Source organism: Aeromonas sp. S8(2024) (assembly GCF_041403085.1).
In the GTDB taxonomy this organism is placed as follows: Bacteria; Pseudomonadota; Gammaproteobacteria; order Enterobacterales; family Aeromonadaceae; genus Aeromonas; species Aeromonas dhakensis.
In genome coordinates this window covers 644,158-667,245 of the sequence record NZ_JBGLRF010000002.1, presented here as the reverse complement: position 1 = coordinate 667,245, position 23,088 = coordinate 644,158, and the positions used below count along the sequence as shown (strand labels likewise).

General features: G+C 59.2%; 24 protein-coding genes. 16 read left to right on the top strand and 8 right to left on the bottom strand.

Annotation, left to right across the window (positions count from 1 at the left end; all coding sequences use genetic code 11):
* Positions 1-12 precede the first annotated feature (12 nt).
* Positions 13-1,206 carry an efflux RND transporter periplasmic adaptor subunit gene (locus ACB031_RS07615; RefSeq protein WP_371139312.1) on the bottom strand — a complete coding sequence of 398 codons (1,194 nt, stop codon included), beginning with the start codon at positions 1,204-1,206 and terminating at the stop codon, positions 13-15.
* A 143-nt stretch (positions 1,207-1,349) separates the two neighbouring features.
* Between ACB031_RS07615 and ACB031_RS07610 the strand changes: the two genes are divergently transcribed.
* From ACB031_RS07610 to ACB031_RS07600, 3 genes are all read left to right on the top strand, one after another.
* On the top strand, positions 1,350-1,991 hold the full coding sequence (locus tag ACB031_RS07610) for a TetR family transcriptional regulator (RefSeq protein ID WP_029305789.1): 642 nt from the start codon (positions 1,350-1,352) through the stop codon (positions 1,989-1,991).
* Between the two features lie 237 nt (positions 1,992-2,228).
* The gene (locus tag ACB031_RS07605) at positions 2,229-2,732 is read left to right on the top strand and encodes a class I SAM-dependent methyltransferase (protein WP_371139404.1); all 504 of its coding nucleotides are present in this window, start codon (positions 2,229-2,231) and stop codon (positions 2,730-2,732) included.
* Positions 2,733-2,927: 195 nt separating this feature from the next.
* Positions 2,928-4,106, top strand: a complete 1,179-nt coding sequence (locus ACB031_RS07600; protein ID WP_019840023.1) for a dicarboxylate/amino acid:cation symporter — start codon at positions 2,928-2,930, stop codon at positions 4,104-4,106.
* Positions 4,107-4,154: 48 nt separating this feature from the next.
* Here ACB031_RS07600 and ACB031_RS07595 read toward each other — a convergent pair whose 3' ends face one another.
* The 7 genes from ACB031_RS07595 to ACB031_RS07565 form a co-directional block, all read right to left on the bottom strand.
* Positions 4,155-4,523: a glyoxalase superfamily protein gene (locus ACB031_RS07595; protein ID WP_043169768.1), complete on the bottom strand. Its 369-nt coding sequence runs from the start codon at positions 4,521-4,523 to the stop codon at positions 4,155-4,157.
* Positions 4,524-4,636: 113 nt separating this feature from the next.
* Positions 4,637-5,509, bottom strand: a complete 873-nt coding sequence (gene tesB / locus ACB031_RS07590; protein WP_017780784.1) for an acyl-CoA thioesterase II — start codon at positions 5,507-5,509, stop codon at positions 4,637-4,639.
* 201 nt (positions 5,510-5,710) lie between these two features.
* Positions 5,711-6,634, bottom strand: a complete 924-nt coding sequence (gene rluB / locus ACB031_RS07585; RefSeq protein WP_371139311.1) for a 23S rRNA pseudouridine(2605) synthase RluB — start codon at positions 6,632-6,634, stop codon at positions 5,711-5,713.
* Positions 6,627-7,223 carry an SMC-Scp complex subunit ScpB gene (gene scpB, locus ACB031_RS07580; protein ID WP_017780785.1) on the bottom strand — a complete coding sequence of 199 codons (597 nt, stop codon included), beginning with the start codon at positions 7,221-7,223 and terminating at the stop codon, positions 6,627-6,629. The genes rluB and scpB overlap by 8 nt, the downstream gene beginning before the upstream one ends.
* Before the next feature lie 32 nt (positions 7,224-7,255).
* Positions 7,256-8,212, bottom strand: a complete 957-nt coding sequence (locus tag ACB031_RS07575) for a ScpA family protein (RefSeq protein WP_371139310.1) — start codon at positions 8,210-8,212, stop codon at positions 7,256-7,258.
* A complete protein-coding gene (locus ACB031_RS07570; protein ID WP_005302891.1) occupies positions 8,160-8,780 on the bottom strand; it encodes an L-threonylcarbamoyladenylate synthase in 621 nt (206 codons plus the stop codon). Before ACB031_RS07570 ends, ACB031_RS07575 begins: the two co-directional genes overlap by 53 nt.
* A gap of 238 nt (positions 8,781-9,018) precedes the next feature.
* A complete protein-coding gene (locus tag ACB031_RS07565; protein WP_323992100.1) occupies positions 9,019-9,900 on the bottom strand; it encodes a PHP domain-containing protein in 882 nt (293 codons plus the stop codon).
* A gap of 437 nt (positions 9,901-10,337) precedes the next feature.
* On the opposite strand from ACB031_RS07565, the gene ACB031_RS07560 reads away from it, so the two are divergent.
* The 13 genes from ACB031_RS07560 (at position 10,338) to ACB031_RS07500 (ending at position 22,911) form a co-directional block, all read left to right on the top strand.
* Complete coding sequence (locus ACB031_RS07560) at positions 10,338-11,969, top strand: anthranilate synthase component 1 (protein ID WP_371139309.1); 1,632 nt, start codon at positions 10,338-10,340, stop codon at positions 11,967-11,969.
* The gene (locus ACB031_RS07555; RefSeq protein WP_005350219.1) at positions 11,966-12,583 is read left to right on the top strand and encodes an aminodeoxychorismate/anthranilate synthase component II; all 618 of its coding nucleotides are present in this window, start codon (positions 11,966-11,968) and stop codon (positions 12,581-12,583) included. Before ACB031_RS07560 ends, ACB031_RS07555 begins: the two co-directional genes overlap by 4 nt.
* A gap of 10 nt (positions 12,584-12,593) precedes the next feature.
* Entirely contained in the window at positions 12,594-13,622 is a 1,029-nt protein-coding gene (gene trpD / locus ACB031_RS07550; RefSeq protein WP_095592367.1) for an anthranilate phosphoribosyltransferase, read from the top strand.
* Positions 13,622-15,130 (top strand): bifunctional indole-3-glycerol-phosphate synthase TrpC/phosphoribosylanthranilate isomerase TrpF, encoded by a 1,509-nt coding sequence (gene trpCF / locus ACB031_RS07545; RefSeq protein WP_371139308.1) that lies wholly within the window; start codon positions 13,622-13,624, stop codon positions 15,128-15,130. The genes trpD and trpCF overlap by 1 nt, the downstream gene beginning before the upstream one ends.
* Before the next feature lie 47 nt (positions 15,131-15,177).
* Complete coding sequence (gene trpB, locus ACB031_RS07540) at positions 15,178-16,371, top strand: tryptophan synthase subunit beta (RefSeq protein ID WP_106552996.1); 1,194 nt, start codon at positions 15,178-15,180, stop codon at positions 16,369-16,371.
* Positions 16,368-17,174, top strand: a complete 807-nt coding sequence (trpA, locus tag ACB031_RS07535; RefSeq protein WP_371139307.1) for a tryptophan synthase subunit alpha — start codon at positions 16,368-16,370, stop codon at positions 17,172-17,174. Before trpB ends, trpA begins: the two co-directional genes overlap by 4 nt.
* Positions 17,175-18,522: 1,348 nt before the next feature.
* Positions 18,523-19,053, top strand: a complete 531-nt coding sequence (locus tag ACB031_RS07530) for a hypothetical protein (RefSeq protein WP_371139306.1) — start codon at positions 18,523-18,525, stop codon at positions 19,051-19,053.
* Between the two features lie 113 nt (positions 19,054-19,166).
* Positions 19,167-19,643, top strand: a complete 477-nt coding sequence (locus ACB031_RS07525) for an SMI1/KNR4 family protein (RefSeq protein ID WP_371139305.1) — start codon at positions 19,167-19,169, stop codon at positions 19,641-19,643.
* A gap of 730 nt (positions 19,644-20,373) precedes the next feature.
* On the top strand, positions 20,374-20,997 hold the full coding sequence (locus ACB031_RS07520; protein ID WP_371139304.1) for an alpha/beta family hydrolase: 624 nt from the start codon (positions 20,374-20,376) through the stop codon (positions 20,995-20,997).
* A gap of 156 nt (positions 20,998-21,153) precedes the next feature.
* Entirely contained in the window at positions 21,154-21,423 is a 270-nt protein-coding gene (locus ACB031_RS07515; protein WP_371139303.1) for a hypothetical protein, read from the top strand.
* Positions 21,424-21,515: 92 nt separating this feature from the next.
* Positions 21,516-21,911: a DUF2750 domain-containing protein gene (locus tag ACB031_RS07510; protein ID WP_371139302.1), complete on the top strand. Its 396-nt coding sequence runs from the start codon at positions 21,516-21,518 to the stop codon at positions 21,909-21,911.
* Between the two features lie 85 nt (positions 21,912-21,996).
* Positions 21,997-22,185 carry a hypothetical protein gene (locus tag ACB031_RS07505; RefSeq protein ID WP_077098074.1) on the top strand — a complete coding sequence of 63 codons (189 nt, stop codon included), beginning with the start codon at positions 21,997-21,999 and terminating at the stop codon, positions 22,183-22,185.
* 306 nt (positions 22,186-22,491) lie between these two features.
* Positions 22,492-22,911: a hypothetical protein gene (locus ACB031_RS07500; RefSeq protein ID WP_371139301.1), complete on the top strand. Its 420-nt coding sequence runs from the start codon at positions 22,492-22,494 to the stop codon at positions 22,909-22,911.
* Positions 22,912-23,088: the final 177 nt, after the last annotated feature.

Genomic DNA, 23,088 nt, shown 5'->3' with positions numbered 1-23,088 from the left:
GACTACTCCATCCTACTTGTTGGCCGAGGCATTGGCCGGCACCTGGGCAGACGGCGCAGCGGCGCCCTGTTCAGCCGGCGCCACGACAACCCCGGGTTTTACCTTTTGCAGGCCGGCGACGATAACCCGCTCACCCGCCTTGAGACCGGATTCCACCACCCAGTCACTGCCGACGATGCGGCCCAGCTGCACTTCACGCAGCTCCACCTTGTTGTCCGCCGTCACCACCATCACGGTGGCACCGCCTTTCGGGGTACGGGTCACCGCGGTCTGCGGCACCAACAGCCCTTCGGCGCGCTCGCCCTCCTGCAGGGTGGCACGCATGAACATGCCCGGCAGCAGCAGCTGATGAGGGTTGGGGACGATCACCCGCAGGGTCACCATGCCGGTGGTCTCATCCACGGTCACATCGGAGAACTGCAGCGAGCCCTCTTCACCGTAGGTGGAGCCATCTTCCAGCTGGAAGCTCACCCGGGCGCCTTTCTGCTCGTCCTGGGTCAGCTTGCCGGCCGCCACCTGGCGCTTGAGGCGCAGCAGATCGGCGGTAGACTGGCGCACGTCCACATACATGGGATCGAGCTGCTGGATGGAAGTGAGGCTGTCGGCCTGCTGGGCCGTCACCAGCGCCCCCTCGGTCACCGCAGACTTGCCGATGCGACCGCTGATGGGGGCCGTGATGCGGGTGTAGGCCAGGTTGATGTTGGCGCTCTGCAGCGCCGCCTTGGCGGCACCGATTTCGGCCAGCTGCTGCTTCCAGGCTGCGTCGGCGTCGTCATACTCCTGGCTGCTGATGGCCTTCACCTTCACCAGCTCGGCATAGCGCTTGGCCTTGAGGCGGGCGCTCTGCTCGTTGGCCTGCGCCTTGGCCAGGTTGGCCTTGGCACTGGCGACGGCGGCCTGATAGACGGCGGGGTCGATCTGGTAGAGCAATTGACCGGCCTTGACGTCGCTGCCCTCGGTAAAGAGGCGCTTGAGAATGATGCCGCTCACCTGGGGGCGCACCTCGGCGACCCGCAGCGGGGCGCTGCGGCCGGTCAGCTCGGTGGTGAGCTGCAACGGCGCCGTATGCAGGGTGACGACATCCACCGCGGCCGGCGGCATCGCACCGGGTCCTTGCTGGGCGGGGCCCTGTTCGCCGCAAGCGGTCAGCAGACCGCTCGCCAGCAGCGCAAGGCCGACTGAACGTGCGAGAATATGTTTATGCATGAAAAACCTGAGCCTCTGTCTATCAATGAAAAACCACAGGGTTTATAGGACCCGGTTGGTAAAATTGGAAAGATGAGGCAATATACATACATTCATAAATGTATGTAAGTGACTTTTTTTACTTTTACAAGGTGCGCAGAGAGATGGCCAGAAGAACCAAAGAAGAGGCGCAGCAGACCCGCTGCCACATCATGAGTACGGCCCTGGATCTGTTCTGCTCACAAGGCCTGGCCAAGACCAGCCTGACCGACATCGCCAGGGCCGCCGAGCTGACCCGGGGCGCCATTTACTGGCATTTCAAGAACAAGGAAGAGCTGTTCGTCTCCCTCTGGGAGGAGCTCTGCCAGCCCCTCTCCCACCAGCTCGATGCCTGCGTCTCCGAACAGGAGCCTGACCCCCTCGGCAAGCTACGCAGCTTCCTCAAGGGGGTGATCATCAAGATAAGCACCGAGCCCGCCCATCAGCAGATGTTCACCATACTATTCAACCTGGAGTCGCTGGAGGGAGAAGCCATCTCCTTGCGCGAGCACATGCGCAGCCAGTCCAACAACTTCTTCCGGGATCTGGAGATCACCCTGGGCAATGCGGTGCGCCTCGGCCAGCTGCCGCAGGAGCTGGATCTGCAGCGGGCCGCCACCCTGCTGCACTGCACCCTGGATGGCTACATCATCAACTGGCTGCACTTCCCGGATCGCATCGACTTGCGCCAGGAGGCCGACTTTGTGCTGGACAACCTGTTCGCCCTGATCGCCCAGTCCGGCGGCCCAGCCACCCGCCGCACCTGACTCACAGCCGCTCAGCACGGGTCCATTGGCCGGCGCAGACACTCTCCAGTTTCCTCCCCTTCCTTTGGCGCCCCGGCGCCAAATTGGCTCAAATTTGCTATAGTCACGCCCCCGAAACAGAGTAGCGTCCCCGAAAAAGTGCCCGCCATGTCCCGTTCGTCTCCCCATTGCCCGCCGATGTCCCTTGCCACCCCCTCAGCCGACCCACTGTCAGTCGCGCGTCAGCAGTTTCTGGCCTTGCTCCATTGTGGTGCCCATCTGCTGGAGGCGGGCTGCGGCGAAGGCGACGATCTCTGCTTCTTTCGCCAGCAGGGGCTGGTGGTGACGGCCTTCGATGCCCGCCTGGCACAGGCCAGGGTAGCCTCGCGGCGCAGCGGCCAGCCGGTGCGGGTCTGCCGCATCGATCAGCTGCGCAGCGTGGTGCCCTATGACGGCATCTGGGCGCGCGGGGCATTGCCGCTGCTCGCGGCCAGCGAGCTCAGCGAGGCGCTGGCGCACCTGGCTGGCCTGCTCAAGCCTGCCGGGCCGCTCTACTGCGCCTTTCCCCACCCCAGTGGCCAGCCGGCCTCCAGCGACGGCACGCCTGAAGCCGCCTCTCCCTTAGCCGAAGATCGCCTCTCCCGACTCGATGAGGAGGGGCTGCGCCGACTCATCGCCCCGCTGCCGCTGCAACTGCAGCAGTGCTGGGAGAGCGAGCGGACGGATGGCCGCTGGCTGCACGCCCTGCTGCTTCGCAGCTGAAGGGCCGCACCAAATTAATCACCCGCAGCACTTCGCGATCGCCTGGCCAGTGGCTATCACCACCATGATCACATTTAACAATATTTAACTCGACATTAACGCACCTACGACAGACATGATGCGGATTTTGTGTTAAAAAGCGGCATTAAAATCAAAATTAAATAACAAATCAGACACTAACACCTGGATTTACTTATGAAACTTGTCCTCAAACTGGTTGCCGGCATCCTCGCCGGTCTCTTGCTCGGTCTCTACGCCCCTGAATGGGTCGCACGCGTGCTGTTTACGGCCAAGACAGTCATAGGTCAGCTGATCACCTTCACCATTCCGCTCATCATCCTCTTCTTCATCATGAGCGGCATCGCCAGCCTGCCGAAGAACTCCGGCAAGCTGCTGGGCAAGACGGTCGCCCTCTCCTACTGCTCCACCATACTGGCCGGCCTGTTCGCCTTTACCGTGGCCAGCAACCTGATCCCGCGTCTGACCAGCGCCGCCGAGTCCACCGCCGAGAGCGCCATCAAGCTCACCTCCTACATCAATCTGGAGATCCCGCCGCTGTTCGGGGTGATGTCGGCATTGGCCGCCGCCTTCGTGTTCGGCATCGGCATCAGCGCCACCCAGGCAACCGATCTGCGCCGGGTCGCCGATCAGGGCCGCGACATTATCGACCGCCTGCTGGCCAAGGTGATCATCCCGCTGCTGCCGTTCTACATCGCCGGCGTCTTCGTCGAGATGACGGTGGAAGGAACAGTGTTTGCCACCCTGAAGACCTTCGGCGTAGTGCTGGTGATGGCCATCATCATGCACTGGCTCTGGCTCTCCGTGCTGTTCATCGGCACCGGTCTGGCCCTGGGCCGCTCCCCGGCTCAGCTCATCAAGAACATGCTGCCGGCCTACTTCACCGCCCTTGGCACCATGTCCAGCGCCGCCACCATCCCGGTCGCCCTGCAGGCCAGCAAGAACAACGGCGTGAGCGCCGGCATCGCCAACTTCACCGTGCCGCTGTGCGCCACCATTCACCTGTGTGGCTCCACCATCACCCTGGTGACCTGTGCCACCGCCGTGATGTTCCTCTCCGAGCATCTGGCCATTCCGGGCATCGGCACCATGCTGCCCTTCATCATGATGCTGGGTGTCATCATGATTGCCGCCCCGGGTGCCCCGGGTGGTGGCGTCATGTCCGCACTGGGTCTGCTCACCTCCATGCTGGGGTTCGGTGAGGCCTCCATCGCCCTGATGATCGCCCTCTACCTGGCCCAGGACAGCTTCGGCACCGCCTGCAACGTCACCGGCGATGGCGTGATTGCCCTGTGGGCCGACCGTTTCGCCCAGAGCGGCGAGACAGCCCTCAGCGCCGAGCAAGACGCGGCCTGATAGTGCAAGCAGATAAAAAGACGGGAGCCATCGGCTCCCGTCTTTTTATTAGGCGTTTTCTTCCGGCGGCAGCGGCTCGGTAAACACCAGCCGGTTACCGAAGGGATCCCGGACCTGTAGCTCGCGGCAGCCCCAGGGCATGGTCTCAATGGCGGGGTTCGCATAGGCATAACCCTTCGCCCGCCACTCGGCCAGCAATGCATCGAGCTTGTCGGTCGAGAGCCGCAGGGCCGCCCCCGGGCAGGCATCCCCGTGATGCTCGGAGAGGTGGATGATCCAGTCTCCCCGTGAGACCTGCAGGTAGAGCGGCATACCCGGGCCAAACCTGTGTTCCCAGTCGATGAGAAATCCCAGGTAATCGAGGTAGAAAGCGCGCAACTTGCCTTCATCGAAGCTGCGCAGGATGGGTATGATCATGATGTTTCTCCTCTGCCGTTTGGGTAGTCGGGGTAAAGCCCCAAAGTCTGACCTGCGCAAAACTGCGCAGGTCAGACACTATCATGGCGTTCCTCTTCGGCCATGTTGCCTGCTCATGGGTTACTGCCCCGGCGGCGGATCACCCCCTCCTGCGCCGTGCTCGCCACCAGCACCCCATCGCGGGTAAAGAACTGGCCGCGCACCAGGCCACGACCGGCGCTGGCGCTCGGGCTGTCCACCACGTAGAGCAGCCAGTCGTCCAGCCGGAAGTCCCGGTGGAACCACATGGAGTGGTCTATGGTGGCCACCTGCATGTCCGGCTCCCAGTACGACACCCCGTGGGGCTGCAGGGCGGTGAACAGGAAGTGGAAGTCGGAGGCGTAGGCCAGCAGGTATTTGTGCACCCGCTGATCGTCCGGCATCTGGCCATTGGCCTTGAACCAGACGTGGCGCACCGGCTCGTGCACGTCGGGGCGGATCGGGTCGACCAGGGTCACCGGGCGAATTTCGATGGGCTTCTCGCACATGATCTTGTCGCGCAGGGCGGGCGGGATCTGCTGCTCGTAGGGGCGCACCAGCTCCAGCTCGCTCTTGAGCTGCTCGGGGGGCGTGATCCCCGCCGGCATGGCGATCTGGTGTTCAAACCCCTCGGCCTCGACCTGGAAGGAGGCGTTGAGATAGAAGATGGGCTTGCCGCCCTGAATGGCCTTGACCCGGCGGGTGGAGACGGTTTGACCGTCGCGGATGTTCTCCACGTCGTAGACGATGGGACGGTTGGCATCGCCGGGGCGCAGGAAGTAGGAGTGGAAGCTGTGCACCTGGCGATCGCTGGCCACCGTCTGCTTGGCGGCTGACAAGGCCTGCCCCATTACCTGTCCACCAAACACGGCCCGCAGACCGAGATCCTGGCTCTGGCCCCGAAACAGGCCCTCCTCGATTTTTTCGAGCGCCAGCAACGCCAGCAGCTCATCAAGTACCTTGCTCATTATTATCTCCTGTGTCAGTGCCGGAAGGCTAACAAGCCCGCCCCCGCCGGGCAACCATCCCGGCCCCCACCAGCCGCCTGCCTGGCCCCATTAATTCAGCAATCCTGCACATTGAACAATAACGGACGCAGCAGGCGCCAACGAAAAGGCCCGCCGAAGAGGCGGGCCTTGAATGGTGCGACCTGGCGGCCGACGCGGCGCTTACTTGCTGCCGGTGCCGGAGTTGCGGGTCGAGGCTTGCGGCTTGCGACGGGCGGTAATGGCACGGGCGCGCGGCTCCTTGCCCTGCATCTCCTTGTGACGCTTGACGGCGCGACGGATCTGGGCGGCCTGCTTGTGGCGGCTGGCCTTGCCATCCTGCTGCAGATCGACCTTGGACTCGGTCTCCGGCGGCAGGTTGACCAGGCCGCGCAGGTAGTTCACCTCGGGTAGTTTGAGCTCCTGCCAGCCGCCGCGCGGGATGCCGCGATCCAGCTTGACGTCGCCGTAGCGAATACGCATCAGGCGGCTCACCTGTACTTCCTGGGACTCCCACAGGCGGCGCACTTCACGGTTGCGCCCCTCGGTCAGGGTAACGTTGAACCACTGGTTCAGACCCTCGCCGCCAGCCGGCTTGATCTTGTTGAACTTGGCCATGCCGTCTTCCAACTGCACGCCCTTGCGCAGGCGCTGCAGCATGGCTTCGGTGATCTCGCCAAACACGCGCACCGCGTATTCCCGCTCCACTTCGTGGCTCGGGTGCATCAGCCGGTTGGCCAGCTCCCCGTCGGTGGTGAACAGCAAGAGACCTGAGGTGTTGACGTCGAGGCGGCCGACCGCGATCCAGCGGGCCCCTTCCATCTTGGGCAGACGATCAAACACGGTGGGGCGACCTTCCGGATCGTGACGGGTACACATCTCCCCTTCCGGCTTGTGGTAAGCCAGCACGCGGCAGATCACTTCCTCTGCCCCGCGGGTCTTGACCTGGTGACCATCCACCCGGATCACGGCGTTCACTTCGACGCGATCCCCCAGCGTGGCGACCTTGCCATCCACACTGACCCGACCTGCGGTGATCAGGGCCTCCATCTCACGACGGGAGCCGTGACCCGCGCGGGCCAACACTTTTTGCAGTTTTTCACTCATCGGGGTTACCTGATTGTTGATCGCTGCCCGTCTCTGCCAACGTCAGAGTGGACAACGAGGGTTGCAGTTCGGGATCAAGCTCGGGGAGCTGCTCCAGACTCTGCAGATTAAAATAATCCAGAAATTCTCGGGTGGTGGCGAGCAGCTCCGGGCGACCCACCACCTCCTTGTGACCTATGCTGCGCACCCAGCCACGTTCTTTCAGGGTATTCACTATCTGGCTCGAGACCGCCACCCCACGGATGGCTTCGATCTCGGCCCGGGTGATGGGCTGACGATAGGCGATCAACGTCAGCGTCTCCATCACGGCGCGCGAATAGCGCGGGGCCCGCTCGCTCCAGAGCCGCGAGAGCTCCTCGGCGTACTCCTGGCGGGCCTGAAAGCGCCAGCCGGAGGCGACCTCCTTGAGCTCCACCCCCCGCTCGCTGTAATCCTGTTTGAGCTCGGCCAGCAGCAGCTGCACGTAGCGGCTGGTGACCGGGTAGTCCGCCAGCACGCTGCTCTTGAGCTCGCTGACGTTGAGCGGGCGCCCGGCGACGAACAGCGCCGCTTCGATCAGCGTCTTGAGTCGTTCAGCCGGCAGCGCCATGGTTCGCTCCTCGCATTATCGGCCGCAGTCGTTCAGTGGGCAGCGCCACGCTCGCTCTCCTCATGCTGGCCGGCCAGGGCAAAGTGAATGGGCCCCAGGGGTTCCGCCTGCAGGATCCAGATCAGTTGTTCCTTGCAGAGCTCCAGCAGCGCCAGAAACGTCACCAACACCCCCATGCGCCCCTCTTCGGCGCGCAGCACCTGCTCCAGGCGCAGGGTCTGGCCCAGCGAGAGCATGGCGAGGATCTCCGCCATGCGCACCCGGGTCGGGATCTGCTCGCGGCGGATCTGGTGATGTTCAAAATGAGTCGCGCGTTTTACCACACTTTGCATGTAAAGGGCGAGCTCAACCAGCGAAACATCGGGCGTCAATGGCTTGAGACCGCCAAAATCCGGCGCCATGACGCTGGCGACAAAGATCTCCCGCTCCAGCCGCGGCAACTCGTTGACCCGCTCAGCCCCCACCTTGTAGCGCTCGTACTCCTGCAGCCGGCGGATGAGGGTGACGCGGGGGTCTTCCCCCTCCTCTTCATCCTCCAGCTCCGGCGCCTTGGGCAGCAGCATGCGGGATTTGATCTCCGCTAGCCAGGCCGCCATCAGCAGGTATTCGGCCGCCAGCTCCAGATTGAGGCCCTGCATCAGCTCCACGTACTCCATGTACTGGGCGGTGATCTGCAGGATCGGCAGGTTGAGGATGTCGAGCTGCTGGCGCCGGATGAGGTAGAGCAAGAGATCGAGCGGCCCCTCGAAGGTATCGAGAAACACCTCCAGCGCATCGGGCGGGATGAACAGGTCCTGGGGCAGCTCGTGATAGGGCTGCCCCAGCACCCGGGCGATGGGAGACGGGACGGCCTGGGGGGGAATGGCTTCCCCCGCCGGGTTCGCCACCCTCTCGCCCGCCATGGGCGTGGTCGTCACCGGTACAGGAGCAGCAGTATCACTCAAACGGAGTCGGGTCCCCGGCACCACGCCGACGCAGCACGGGTTCATCGTCGGAAAAGTCCACCACGGTAGTGGGCTGCTCGCCCAGATAACCGCCGTTGACCACCAGATCCAGCTGTTTGCCCAGCTTGTCGAAGATCTCCTCCGGGTCAAACTCCGCCATGTCAGATTCCGGCAGGATCAGGGTGGTGGAGAGCAGCGGCTCACCGAGGGCCTCCAGCAGCGCCTGGGCAATCTTGTTGTCCGGTACCCGGATGCCGATGCTCTTCTTCTTCTCGTTCATCAGGCGACGCGGCACCTCTTTGGTGGCCTTGAAGATGAAGGTGTAGGGGCCGGGGGTGTTGTTCTTGATCAGGCGAAACGCACTGTTGTCCACCTTGGCGTAGGTGGAGATCTCGGAGAGATCGCGGCACACCAGGGTGAAGTCGTGGTTGGGATCGATGCGGCGGATGCGGCAGATGCGCTCCAGCGCCCCCTTGTCACCCATCTGGCAACCCAGCGCATAACCCGAATCGGTGGGATAGACGATGACGCCGCCATTCTGGATGATCTGCACCGCCTGGCTGATCAGACGGGCCTGGGGGTTTTCCGGGTGTACGTAAAAGTGCTGACTCATGACTCGTTCTCGCAATGGGGGCAGCAATCTCTGCCCGCTTGATGGCCGCGAAGCCGGGCTTCACGACACTACCTTACTCTGTTTGGCGCCCGTTGGCGCCCTGCAACTCCGGGACGGTTACCGGCTCGCCAGCAACTCTGCGTGTTGCTCAGTGGTAAGCCCGAAGTAACCGGGATATGCCAGCCATAAATATGGCCATACCCTCTTGTCCGGTGTGTTCCCTATTTCGCAAATACTGTTACCGACTCGCCAGCAACTCTGCGTGTTGTTCAGTGGTAAGCCCAAAGTGGCCGGGATACGCCAACCATACCGGCATCCCCTCCTTGGGCAACCAGAGGTGGCGACCCAGCTCGGTCCAGTTGGAGGGGAAGTGAAAATCCGACCCCACCGAGATATAGAGGTCGTGCTCTTTGGCCCACTGGCCGAGATTCGCCCGCTCCTGCGGGCTCTGCTGGGGCAGGGAGACCTCCATGGCATCGCCACCGGCGGCCTTGAAGGCCACCAGCAGCCGCTTGATCCACTTGGCGGTGAGATCGTAGCGGCTCGGGTGGGCCAGCACCGCCAGGCCACCGGCGCCGTGAATGGCGTCGATCGCCGCGCCCATCTCGGGCCACTCGGCCGGCACATAGCCCTTGTTGCCCCGGCTCAGGTACTTTTTGAATACCTTCTGCATGTTGTCGGCCACCCCGCGCGCCACCAGCACCCGGGCAAAGTGGGCCCGGGTCACGGCCGCATCACCGGCCAGCTGCTTGGCCTCTTCATAGGTGCCGGGAATGAGACACTTCTCCAGACGACGCCCTATTTCCTGGGCGCGCGCTTCGCGACGAGCCTGTTGGCCGACCAAAAAATCGGTGAGCGCCACATTTTTTTCATCCACCCCCAGCGCCACGATATGGATCTCGTGATGCTCCCAGCCGGTGGAGATCTCGACCCCGCTCACCAGCCGCAGCGGCAGTTGCTCGTTCTCGATGGTGCGGCGCACCTCATCAAGCCCGGCAAGGGTGTCGTGGTCAGTAACCGCTAACACCTCGACCTGTTTTTCGGCGGCGCGGCGCACCAGTTCGGTGGGGCTCAGCACCCCGTCCGAGGCCGTGGTATGGCAGTGTAGATCGAATCTCATCAGATTATTCCGCTCTCGTGGTCAGGTCACCATGGGTACACATTCGGTGAAAGAAGGCTAAAAAGCGACTTGACTTGGCCGCGGCTTTATCGTTTTCTGTAGGCACTTCATTGCAAACATCTTTTTACAGGACTTTATCATGCAAACGACTTCCATCCTGACCATCTGGTGGTGGCACACTCCCTGACATGCGGGCGTGTGGTCGTTGCTGTACCTGTAAATCTGACAGCAAATAAAGAACCCAAAGAAAAAGCCCGCTGACCCCAGCGGGCTTTTTTATTATCCGGCAAATGGACCTGTGATGAAACCGAGAATTCAGACAAGCAAGCTGACCTGGCGATGGCGCCCCTGAACCAGCCACCCCGGACCCATTAAATTTTCAAGGAATTCAACGTCATGAACATCGGAAAACAGCATCACACGCAAGGGAACGCACTATGACAGCCAGCCATCGTCTTCCTCTGGGTGAATTCGATACCCTCACCCTCAACGCCCCCTATGTGGCCGATCCGCTGGCACTCTACAGCGAGCTCTGCCAGGGTCGCCCCAACAACCTGCTGCTGGAATCGGTGGAGATCGACTCCAAGGCGGGCAAGCAGAGTCTGCTGCTGGTGGACGCCTGCCTGCGCATCGAGTGCCGTGGCCGCACCGTGCGGGTGCGCAGCCTCAACGACAACGGTGCCCAGCTGCAGAGCCTGCTGGCCGAGCGCCTCCCCGCCGCCGTTGCCCAGAGCCTGGTGGCCGGCGAGCTGCAGCTCGACTTCCCGGCCTCCGATCGGGAGCAGGACGAAGATAGCCGCCTCAAGGGGATCAGCGTGCTGGACGTGCTGCGCACCCTGCAGCGGGAGCTCGATTGCCATCTGGGCAAAGAAGCCCTGTTTATGGCCGGCAGCTTCGCCTACGACCTCATCGCCTCCTTCGAGGATCTGCCAGAGGTGCCGGAAGGAAGCAACGACTGCCCCGACTACTGCTTCTACGTGGCCGAGACCCTGATCACCATCGACCACATCGCGCGCTCCACTGCACTGCTCGCCTGCATCTTTGGCAGCGACAGCGACGAGAGCCGGGTGGAAGACAGATACCACCGCCTGAGCGAGCGTCTCGCCCAGTTCAAGCACGCCTGCCAGCAAGCCCCTGCACAGGCCCCGGCCACCCCGCCCCTCGCCGGCGGCATGAGCGTGGACAAGAGCGACAAGCAGTTCTGCGCCGAGGTGGAGAAACTCAAGGGCTTCATTCGCCGTGGCGACATCTTCCAGGTGGTGCCGTCCCGCTGCTTCTCCCTGCCCTGCCCCAGCCCCATTGCCGCCTATCGCCGCCTCAAGCAGACCAACCCCAGCCCCTACATGTTCTATGTGCAGGACGAGGGCTTCACCCTGTTTGGCGCCTCGCCGGAGAGCGCGGTGAAATTCTGCGCCACCAGCCGCGACGTGGAGATGTACCCCATCGCCGGTACCCGCCGCCGCGGCTTCAACCCGGATGGCAGCATCAACCGGGATCTCGACGGTCGTATCGAGCTGGAACTGCGTCAGGACGAGAAAGAGGTGGCCGAACACCTGATGCTGGTGGATCTGGGCCGCAACGACATCGCCCGCATTTCGGAGCCGGGTACCCGCTACGTCAAGGAGCTGCTGAAGGTGGATCGCTACAGCCACGTGATGCACCTGGTCTCCAAGGTGGTCGGCACCTTGCGCGCCGACCTTGACGCCCTGCACGCCTATCAGGCCTGCATGAACATGGGCACCCTGACCGGCGCCCCCAAGATCCGCGCCAGCGAGCTCATTCGCATGGTGGAAGGCAAGCGCCGCGGCAGCTACGGCGGTGCGGTCGGCTACCTCAACGGCGCCGGCGAGATGGATACCTGCATCGTCATCCGCTCCGCCTTTGTCAAAGATGGCATTGCCCACGTACAGGCCGGTGCCGGGGTGGTCTATGACTCCAAACCCCAGGCCGAAGCGGACGAAACCCGCGCCAAGGCGGCGGCCGTGCTGGCCGCCATCGCAGCCAGCCATGGCACCTCCCTGCAAGCCCTGAGCGCCCAGCAGGAGCAACATAAGGACGCGAGCCAATGAGTACTGGATCAACAGCCACTAACATCTTCCTGCTCGATAACTTCGATTCATTTACTTACAACCTCGTCGACCAGTTCCGCTCCCTCGGCTATCCGGTGCGGATCTACCGCAACAGCCTGCCGGCGAGCCGCATCATGAGCGAAATTGCCGCCTGTGAAGGGGACGCCGTGCTGGTGCTCTCGCCGGGCCCGGGCGCCCCCCACGAGGCGGGTTGCCTGATTGACCTCATCAAGCTGGCCCGTGGTCAGGTGCCCATCCTCGGTATCTGCCTCGGTCATCAGGCCCTGTGCGAAGCCTACGGCGGCACCGTCGGCGCGGCGGGCGAGATCGTCCACGGCAAGCGTTCGCTCATTGAGCACAACGGCCACGGCGCCTTCGCGGGGCTGCAAAGCCCCTTGCCGGTGGCCCGCTACCACTCGCTGGTCGCCACCTATGTACCGGAAGAGCTGACGGTGATTGCCCACTATCAGGGCATGCCCATGGCCATCGAGCAGCAGGATGAGCGGGTGCTGGGCTTCCAGTTCCACCCGGAATCCATCATGACCTCGGAAGGGGCCCGTCTGCTCACCCAGGCGCTCGCCCATATCACCCGTCCAGAAAGCAGCGTGCGGTAAGGAGACCAACATGCATCATCATCTCAACACCCTCTATCAGGGTCAGTCTCTGAGCCGTGAAAGTACCCGCGACGCCTTCGGCCAGGTGGTACGTGGCGAAGTGGATCCCATAGTGCTGGCAAGCCTGCTGACCGCCCTCAAGATCAAGGGGGAGACGCCGGAGGAGATCGCCGGCGCCGCCGAGGCCCTCTTGGCGGAAGCGCGCGACTTCCCGCGTCCGGATTACGAGTTCTGCGATATCGTCGGCACCGGTGGCGATGGCCTCAACACCATCAACGTCTCCACCACCTCGGCGCTGGTCGCTGCCGCCTGCGGCCTGAAAGTGGCCAAGCACGGCAACCGCTCGGTCTCGAGCAAGTCGGGTTCAAGCGATCTGCTGGACAAGATGGGCATCAAGCTGGACATGAGCCCGGCGCAGGCGCGCCGCTGCCTGGACGAGCTCGGCATCTGCTTCCTGTTCGCCCCCCAGTACCACGCCGGGGTGCGCCACGCCATGCCGGTTCGCCAGGCCCTCAAGACCCGCACCCTGTTCAATGTGCTGGGGCCGCTCATCAACCCGGCTCGCCCCACCTATCAGCTGATGGGGGTCTATGCCCCCGAGCTGGTGCGCCCCATCGCCGAAACCCTGCTGGCACTGGGGCTGAAAACCGGTATGGTGGTGCACGGCGCCGGCCTCGACGAGATTGCCATCCACGGCCCGACCCAGGTGGCCCAGATCCGTGACGGCGAGATCCGCGAATTTATGATCACCCCGGCTGACTTTGGCCTCGAGACCTATCCGGTCAGCGCTATTCAGGGGGGGGAGCCTGAAGAGAACCGCGCTATCACCGCCGCCATTCTGGAAGGGCGTGGCACCCCGGCCCACAACGCCGCCATTGCCGCCAATGTGGCGCCACTGCTGCTGATGGCGGGCAAGGCGAAAGATCTCAAGAGCGCGGCGGCCGAGGTGCTGGCGGTGCTGGCGAGCGGCAAGACGGCGGAGCTCGCCGCTCGGCTCGCCACTTTGAGTCATCAGGAAACAGGCCATCAGGAGGCATGATGTCAGCCACCATGTCGCACAGCAGTCATTCAGAACGCCCGCAGGGCAAGAGCCAGTTTCGCAAGGATAACGAGATGTCAGACCTTATTGCCCCCCATGCTTTTCTGAACATGGCCTCCATCAGCCAGACCATTCTCGGCAAGATCGTGGCGGCCAAGCAGGCGTGGGTCGCCGCCCGCAAGCTGGCCCAGCCGCTGGAGAGCTTCCAGAGCGCGCTGACCCCAAGCGATCGGGATTTCGTTGGCGCGCTCAAGGCGGGCTCCACCCGCTTCATTCTGGAGTGCAAGAAGGCCTCCCCCTCCAAGGGCTTGATCCGCAACGACTTCAGCCCGGAGGCGATCGCCGACATCTATGGCAAATACGCCACCGCCATCTCGGTGCTGACCGACGAGAAGTTCTTTCAGGGAGATTTCGCCTTTTTGCCGCGGGTGCGCAGCTGCGTATCGCAGCCGGTGCTCTGCAAGGATTTCATGATTGACCCCTATCAGGTCTATCTGGCCCGCCACTATCAGGCGGACGCCATCCTGCTGATGCTCTCGGTGCTCACCGACGAGGGGTATCGTGCCCTGTTCGCGGTGGCCAAGGAGCTGGGCCTTGGCGTGCTCACCGAGGTGAGCAACGAGGAGGAGCTGACCCGCGCCATCGCCCTTGGCGCGCCGGTGATCGGTATCAACAACCGGGATCTGCGCGACTTGAGCGTCGATCTCAACCGCACCAAACAGCTGGCCAAAGACATTCCAAGCGATCGGGTAGTGATCAGCGAGTCCGGCATCAACCACCGCGCCCAAGTGGCGGATCTGCGCCACCACGCCAAGGGCTTTCTGGTGGGCTCATCCCTGATGGCCGAGCCGGATCTGGAGGCGGCTGTGCGCAAGCTGGTACTGGGCCAGAACAAGGTGTGCGGTCTCACCCGCGCCGAGGATGCTGCCGCCGCCCATCAGGCGGGTGCGGTGTTTGGCGGCCTGATTTTTGTTTCCAAAAGCCCGCGCTATGTAGACATCCCCGCCGCCCGCGCCGTGATGGCGGGTGCGCCGCTCTCTTACGTCGGGGTTTTTCGCAACGCCCAACCCGCCACCATTGCCAAGACAGTGGATGCGCTGCATTTGGCGGCTGTCCAGCTGCACGGGGATGAGGATGCTGCCTATATCGAGGAACTGCGCCCACTGCTACCAACTGGCTGCCAGATCTGGAAAGCCGTAGGCGTCTCTCTTGGCAAGGAAAGCGGCGAGCCGCTGCCCGCCCTCGACTACCCGGCGGATCGCCTGCTGCTGGATACCAAAGTAGGCAGCCAGAGCGGCGGCACCGGTCAGGCGTTCGACTGGGCCCTGCTGGCCACGCTCGACAAGAGCAAACTGATGCTGGCGGGCGGCCTCAACCCCGACAACGCCCTGCAAGCCGCGCAAGTGGGCTGCCTCGGCCTTGATTTCAACTCCGGGGTAGAGAGTGCCCCGGGCCGGAAGGATGCGCACAAGATTGCAGCCGCCTTCGGCGCACTGCGCAACCTGTAACGCAACCCTTTTTGATGTTTCGATTTAGCTAATACAAGGAAGAAGCCATGACCCTGCTCAACCCGTTTTTTGGTGAATTTGGCGGTATGTACGTACCCCAAATCCTCATCCCGGCCCTGCTCCAGCTGGAGAAGGCCTTTGTCGATGCCAAGGATGATCCGGCCTTTATCGCCGAGTTTCAGTCCTTGCTGACCGAGTATGCCGGTCGCCCGACCCCGCTCACCCTGACCCGCAATCTGACCAAGGGCACCAAGACCCGCCTCTATCTGAAGCGTGAAGATCTGCTGCACGGGGGCGCCCACAAGACCAACCAGGTGCTGGGTCAGGCCCTGCTCGCCAAGCGGATGGGCAAGAGCGAGATCATCGCCGAGACCGGTGCTGGCCAGCACGGCGTCGCCACCGCACTGGCCTGTGCCCTGCTCGGCCTCAAGTGCCGGGTCTACATGGGCGCCAAGGATTGCGAGCGCCAGAAACCGAACGTCTTTCGCATGAAGCTGATGGGTGCCACCGTCATTCCGGTGCACTCAGGCTCCAGCACCCTCAAAGATGCCTGCAACGAGGCGCTGCGCGACTGGGCTGCCAACTACGAGTCGGCCCACTACCTGCTCGGTACCGCCGCCGGCCCGCACCCCTTCCCCACTATCGTGCGGGAGTTCCAGAAGATGATCGGCGAAGAGGCCAAGGCCCAGTGCTTCGAGAAGGAAGAGCGGCTGCCCGATGCGGTGATCGCCTGCGTCGGCGGCGGGTCAAACGCCATCGGCATGTTTGCCGACTTTATCGATGAGCCGTCGGTGCGCCTCATCGGCGTCGAGCCGGGTGGTCACGGTATCGAGAGCGGCGAGCACGGTGCGCCGCTCGGTCACGGCAGCAAGGGGGTCTTCTTTGGCATGCACTCCTACCTGATGCAGGACACTCAGGGTCAAATTCAGGAGTCCTACTCCGTCTCGGCGGGGCTCGACTTCCCCTCCGTCGGCCCGCAGCACGCCCACCTGGCTGCCATCGGCCGCGCCGAGTACCCCTCGGTGACCGACAAGGAGGCGCTGGACGCCTTCCAGGAGCTGGCCAAATCCGAAGGCATCATACCGGCGCTGGAGTCCTCCCACGCGCTGGCCCACGCCCTCAAGATGGCCCGCAGTGAGCCGGAAAAAGAGCAGGTGCTCATCGTCAACCTCTCCGGCCGTGGCGACAAAGATATCTTCACCGTTGCCGACATTTTTGAAAAAGAAGGAACCTTGTCATGAACCGTTATGCACAACTCTTCTCCCGTCTGGACGCGGCCAATCAGGGCGCCTTTGTGCCGTTCGTGATGCTGGGTGACCCCACCCCAGAATTGTCGCTGGCCATCGTCGATGCGCTGGTCGCAGGGGGCGCCGATGCCCTCGAGCTCGGCATTCCCTTCTCCGATCCGGTAGCGGACGGCCCCACCATTCAGGGCGCCGCCCTGCGTGCCTTTGCCAGCCACACCACCCCGGACGACTGCTTCGAGCTGCTCGGCCGCATCCGCGCCAAGTACCCGCAGCTGCCCATTGGCCTCTTGGTCTACGCCAACCTGGTCTATGTGCGCAAGATTGACGGCTTCTACGAGAAGTGCCAGCAGGCGGGCGTGGATTCGGTGCTGGTCGCCGATGTGCCGGTGCAGATGTGCGCCCCCTACAAGGCGGCCGCCGACAAGTTCGGCATCGACAGCATCTTTATCGCCCCGCCCAATGGCGACACCGAGACCCTGAAACAGGTGGCGGAGCTCGGCAATGGTTACACCTATCTGGTGAGCCGCGCCGGCGTCACCGGTGCCGAGACCAAGGCCGGCATGCCGGTGGAGGGGCTGATCAACACCCTGCGTGAGTTCAACGCCCCCCCTGCCTTGCTCGGCTTTGGCATCAGCGAACCGGCTCAGGTGCGTGAAGCCATTGCCGCTGGCGCCGCCGGTGCCATCTCCGGCTCCGCCGTGGTGAAGATCATCGAGACCCACCACCAGAACCCGGAGCATATGCTGATCCGTCTGAAAGAGTTTGTGGAAGGGATGAAGGCCGCGACCAATCGATAAAGGATGACTTTGGCCAAATGCTATTGGCCGTGAGTGATCCGGTTGCGTATTCGCCTTACGCATAGCGGCATAGCGGCATAGCGGCATAGCGGCATAGCGGCCATCGTTACATCACCCTATCAACGCATCAAAGGGAGCCTGACCGGCTCCCTTTCTCTTTCCTGCTTGCTGCCGCTCCCGACGTCTTTGTCCCCTCTCCCCTTGGGAGAGGGCCAGGGTGAGGGAACCCATAATCCCCCGGCGTTATCGAATAGTAGGTTCGAATAGCGCAGCGTATTCGGACGTTCGCGGAGTTGATATGGTGGCGCGGCTTCGCCACGCAGTGGAACATCGTAGGGTGTAATAAGCACAGTGCATTGCACCGCAGGAAATAGTCCGTTCCACGACGACAGACTCTCGCCGGATTCCCGAGCCAGCGGTTGGCCCCTTGATGCGGCTTCGCCGCATGGAACACGAGGGCTCCGCCCTCGATGGGGTTTCGCCCGTCCTTCGGGCTGAGGCGAGTGACTTTGGAAAGACACAAAGTCACCAAAGGTCTTCTCCCCCGCCAAGCCGCCCGCCTACGGCGGCTTCCCTCGCCTCACTCTCTGGGTCGGACGGAACGCCGCAGATGGTACATCCCTGTACCAACCGCGGCTGCGCCGTCATCCCTGACGGCGCCCCTGACCCATTGAGCTCGACTCAGCGGCTTGGAGGGGGATCAAAACAGTGCCAGCCCTCAGCCCCCGTCTAACCGCAGACAAGCGCCCTCTCCCCTTGAGAGAGGGCTGGGGTGAGGGGAGTTTTCGTACTTCAGCTGACCCAACAACCCACTTGAAACGGTAACTGTTCACTAATTGATTGAACCGGCTCAGATTTTTATCAACCTCTTCTTCCCATGCCCCGAACAGAGCCCTTAAGATAGCCAAACGACAATCCATCTCTCGGAAGAACGCCATGACAGCGATTGTTGCTATCTCGCAGGTTAGAAGCAGCGGACTGGGGGCTGGAACTCAGGGGCGGTAGCGTGATTTTTTGTAGGTTGGCGTGTAGCATAGCGAAGCCCAATAGGCGAGTATTATTGCGCCAATCAGTTCGGGACCAACAAGGATGCAACAATCCGTAAAACAAATTTTCAGATATATTCGCGGTCAACTTTGGGCTTCACTTCATTCAGCACCAACCTACGATTTTTAGATCAACATTCGAGATGTGGCAAAAAATACTTTGTTCAGGAAAGCCATAGATTTAATTTCCCTTGGGTAGACACCTAACTAGTGATCAAATCGCTCGCTTCACCCACTAGGAATATCCAAAAGCTTCGCTTTTGTACGCCCCTTAATCAAACTTTAGAGCCTAGGGCATAACTTTGACAGGCATCGAAATAAAAGACATCACAATCATAATTAGCGGCCTTATAACTGCTGTATCGACACTACTTGCAGTCGTCATCACAAATTTCTTCAATTTAAAGCTATCAAAATCCAATTCTGAGATGCAAGCAAAGCAGAAATATGCCGAGCAGCGAATTATAAAAATAGAAAAAACCTATCTTTTATTTGAAAAATGGGAAGTCAATTTCTCCAACATTTATCTGCATCATTTACGCTGTTATTCAGGAAAGCTAAATTACAACCAAGTATTAGAGCTGACCAATAAATGTGATCTCATGGCGCCTGGTGAAGCCCAAAAACTAAAGATGCTTATCTTGGTTCACTTCCCAGAGTTAGAAGAAAACTATAAAGAAGTTGACCTAGCCCGAAGCAAAATTGCAAAGTTCTTATGCGACCCAGAGAAAAGCAAATTACGCGCAAAAGACTTTGTCATTGCTCAGGAAGCTTTTGAGGCCACGTGCTACAAATTTAAAAAAGAAATTGGTTCCTTAGCGCACAGAAATTAACAGCAGCATGGCTCTAACAAATGGTTAAAATCTCTCGCTTTACTCCTAGGAACCGGTTAAAGCTGGCCCCTTAACCAAACGTTAAGCGCAGTGATAGTTCAGGAAACTAGAGAATGAGAGAGTTAATCCAACGGATTGGTGAGATGGAAAACTGCAAGGTATTGCCACCTTCAGGCATTCCTGACATGGATATTCCAGATGATTTAAAAGAATTTTATTCACTCTGCGGTGGTGTCATTCTTTTTGAGGCAAGTGACTATTGTTTCAAAATCTCGACACCAGAAGAATTAATTCCTGCGAATCCATCTATACTGCCTGAAGGATATGAGCAAGACACACCCAAAGATGATATTTCCAATGATTTCTATATCATCGCAATAAATGGCCCTGAACAAGCAATAAGCATAAACCTCGGGGATTCTCAATTTGGCTACTGTTACGATAGTTTCTGGGACCTCCATGCAACGAGTGATTCCACCATAATCGCATACAGTTTCACATCGCTCTTGAATAGTCTGGTCAAAAATAAAGGCTCTTGTCTTTATTGGCTCAATTCAAACTTTGTTAGTTTGGGGTACTTATATGACTAGGCGCTTTACAAAGGCCAGCAAACGACAGGGTAACGCCAATTAGCATACTGGCAAACAGGTGAGGCCGGGAGCATGTGCCCACAGCCCACAGTACCGACATATCGGATACCCACCTTGCTGAGCAAGGCGCTGGATAGCCAGAACACAAAAGATGGATGTCTACGTTTTTGATTTTCGATTCCCAAAGGGATACAGCTGCAATCGCTGCATCACCCCGCCAGATCGACTCCCTTTCGCTTTCTTGCTTGTCGCCGATCACGGCATTGTTGTCGCCTCGCTCGACGGGAGACGGCAGGAGCGAAGGGGCTTTTTTCATACATCTGCTCACTCAGCAGCCCGCTTAAAACAGTCATTTCTCACTAATGTATTGAAGCTAATAGTATTTTTCTCACTCCCCTCTTCCATGCCTCGATCTGAGCCCTTAAGATAGCCAAACGACAATCCATCTCTCGGGAGAAGACCATGAAAGCGATTGTTGCTATCTCGCAGATGACAGGCAGCAGACTGGGGGCTGGAACTCAGGGGCGGTAGCCTTGCCGGGATTGTGGCGCCAGACTCGAAAAAGATGGCGCTCAATGCAGGTTCAACCACTGCAAGGGCTTCGATATCGACCAATAATCCGGCAACATAGCCGGGACTTTTCCATCGTATCGAGATCTGAGTGTGACCAAGACTCCAATTCTGCTTTTAGTCGGCCGCGACGATTGACAAAGAGATGAAGCATTGAACATTGAACCAGGCCTTGCTGACCAGATTAAGAAAAAACAATGTCGACATTCGTTGGGAGGACCCAGCGGCCAACTTCATTTATTCATTCAGAAAATGGGTAAAACGGCTCCGTCTTTTTCCAAAACGCCTGGAACGATTACATCTTCGTGCGGCACAGATACTCTATGGTATCTTGCACCCATCGTACTATTCCTATCTGTATCACAGGAAAGACAACGCAGTGTTATCTCGTTGTGATTTTCTCAAGAAGACAATCAGCAGACAGGGTATCGCTGAACGTGTCATCGTACTTGCACGCTCTTCAGGTGGACGGGTGTCATCATTGATCGCCGATGAACTGGGTCTCAAGAAAATAATTTGCCTGGGCTACCCTTTCAAACATCCTGATTCGCAGGATGAGCCAGAACGTTATCAGCATATGGCAAATTTCAAAACTCCCATGCTGATTATCCAGGGTGTTCATGATGAATATGGTGGTCTGGGTATAGATGATCACTACCCTCTCAGTGAGAATATTCAGATCTCTTATTTTGATACGAATCATAATTTCACTGTCGATGATGCCACTATCACCCGATTGGTTGATGTCATTGAAAGCTATTCGGGGTTCATGAAACGGTCTTGATATTTATAAACAGATGCATGTGTTGAGACCAGGGACGGTCTGAAACAGGCAGGATAATCAGTTCACCTGCATATTGACCAGAGGTGGTTCTTCTTTGATGATGAGACCACCTTTTTATTATTACCGCCTTTCCGGCCAATCACTATTGAGGTAATCTTGAAAAGTGAAGGATGCCCAATCTGTGGCTTTACAGATATAACAGTGTTGGATAAGTTTAATTGCACCACGTTTGATATTTGCGAATGTTGTGGTGCCGAGTCAGGTTTTGATTATGATCAACACTCCACACCTGAGCATCTTGCCAAGATCCGTCATCAATGGGTTGAAACAAAAAATTGCGCATGGTGGGGGAATAAAAAATCGATTCCATTAAACTGGAATCCAAAAAAGCAAATGGCGCTTGCCAACATTGAGATGCCTCTGTAGCAGCCAGTTGTTGGCAAACCATACAGCACACCACTCACCAAAAACCAGCACTTGAAAACAGCCACGGGTTCTATATTAACCATTGAGAAAATATGAGCTACCGACTCACTGAAAAGGAAATGCAAAACGTCCTTGCTCTTCCGTCGACAGAGCGTGTCATGCATTTCATCAAACGCGTCGCAGACCAGGAGTCTGTCTGGGGATTGCGTGCATCTGACGGCTGGGTGTCTGGCGATATTGACGGTTGTGGCAAGCCAGCGTTTGCCATCTGGCCTCACCCTGAATACGCCAGCGCATGTGCCACAGGTCCTTGGTCAACGACGAAACCTGAGATCATTGGCCTGGACGACCTGATGGGCGAGTGGTTGCCTGAAATGTCCAGACTGGGCATTCCGGTCGCAATATTCCCCACCCCACAGGACGCCGCTGTGACCATGACGGCACAAGCGTTATCGGCAGCCCTGGTATATGAGCTGGAAAACTACTAGGTGTCTGCGGTCACCCATTCCTGTCGGGCTTCTCATAACGGGGCCTGAACTCGGATCTCAGCAGATAAAAGAAAAGGAGCATCTTTTGAACCCAGACTACCTTGAAACCGGCAAGCAGTTTTTTGTTGGGTGGGGGACATTGATGCTAATCAATGCTGTCCTCGCCCAAGGGAAGAATCGTAGCGGTTTAGCCTGGTTTTTTATTTCATTGCTGCTAGGCCCGGTTGCAACATTGATATTGTCTCTGGTTCCCAAAAGAACAGAAAGTCAATGACAAGACATGCTTTAACCATGATGCTTTTCAATTCTTTGATAACAGGTGGGTCATGCTGCAATTCATTTTTATCAAGTTGGCAGGCTCTAAAAATCAGTTAATATGCTTTAAAAAATAATATCGCTTTGAACTGGCGCTATATGTATTCTCTTGGTTGATGTTCATGTTTACATCACAATCCATGCTGCCTATAAATGCAATAAATCCATCTTCATGAATATATTTCAATCAGGCATATTCGGATATTCCGGTACGGGCTTGGTGTCTGATGGTGCGATCATTCTTTCAATCTAAGGCTCATCAAAAATGCCCCCCCTTTTTCTATCCGAAAGACATCCTGTTTCCCAGAAGGCGGCCATTCTTGCTGATGAAGGGGCTTCGGTATGGCTCTACATGACAGACTCCGGGTCTGATTACCCTGTTGCGGACTGTTGGCTGCTCAATACGGTACCATCCCCTGAACATCTGAATGAGTACCGCGGCGACAGCGCACCGCCAGCAATCCTCAAGTTTGTTGTTCCTGGTAGTGAAGGTGATGCACCGCTCGAAAGCGATATTGAGCTGCGTTGGGCGCCTGACGGTCATTCCGTCGCCCTGTTGGTCAAGGGTACGCCACTGGGGTTTATTGCACAGGGAAACAAACATGGCTACAGCAAGAATCTGGTGACTGCCAGCCCGTTTGGCATGCCATTTGAACAAGAGCTTTATGAGCGGTTGTTCCCATGATCACTCCTGTCTTGTCAGCCTGTCATTCAAGACGTTCATAGCCTTCACTGGTCTGGATTGAACACCCCATCTTGCCAACAGGTCGGGCAATATTGCAGCCAAATCCCAAACACAGAATCTGCCGCAGAACAATTTTCTGTTATGCATGTCGACCGCGAGATAGGTTGCCGCCGCTGG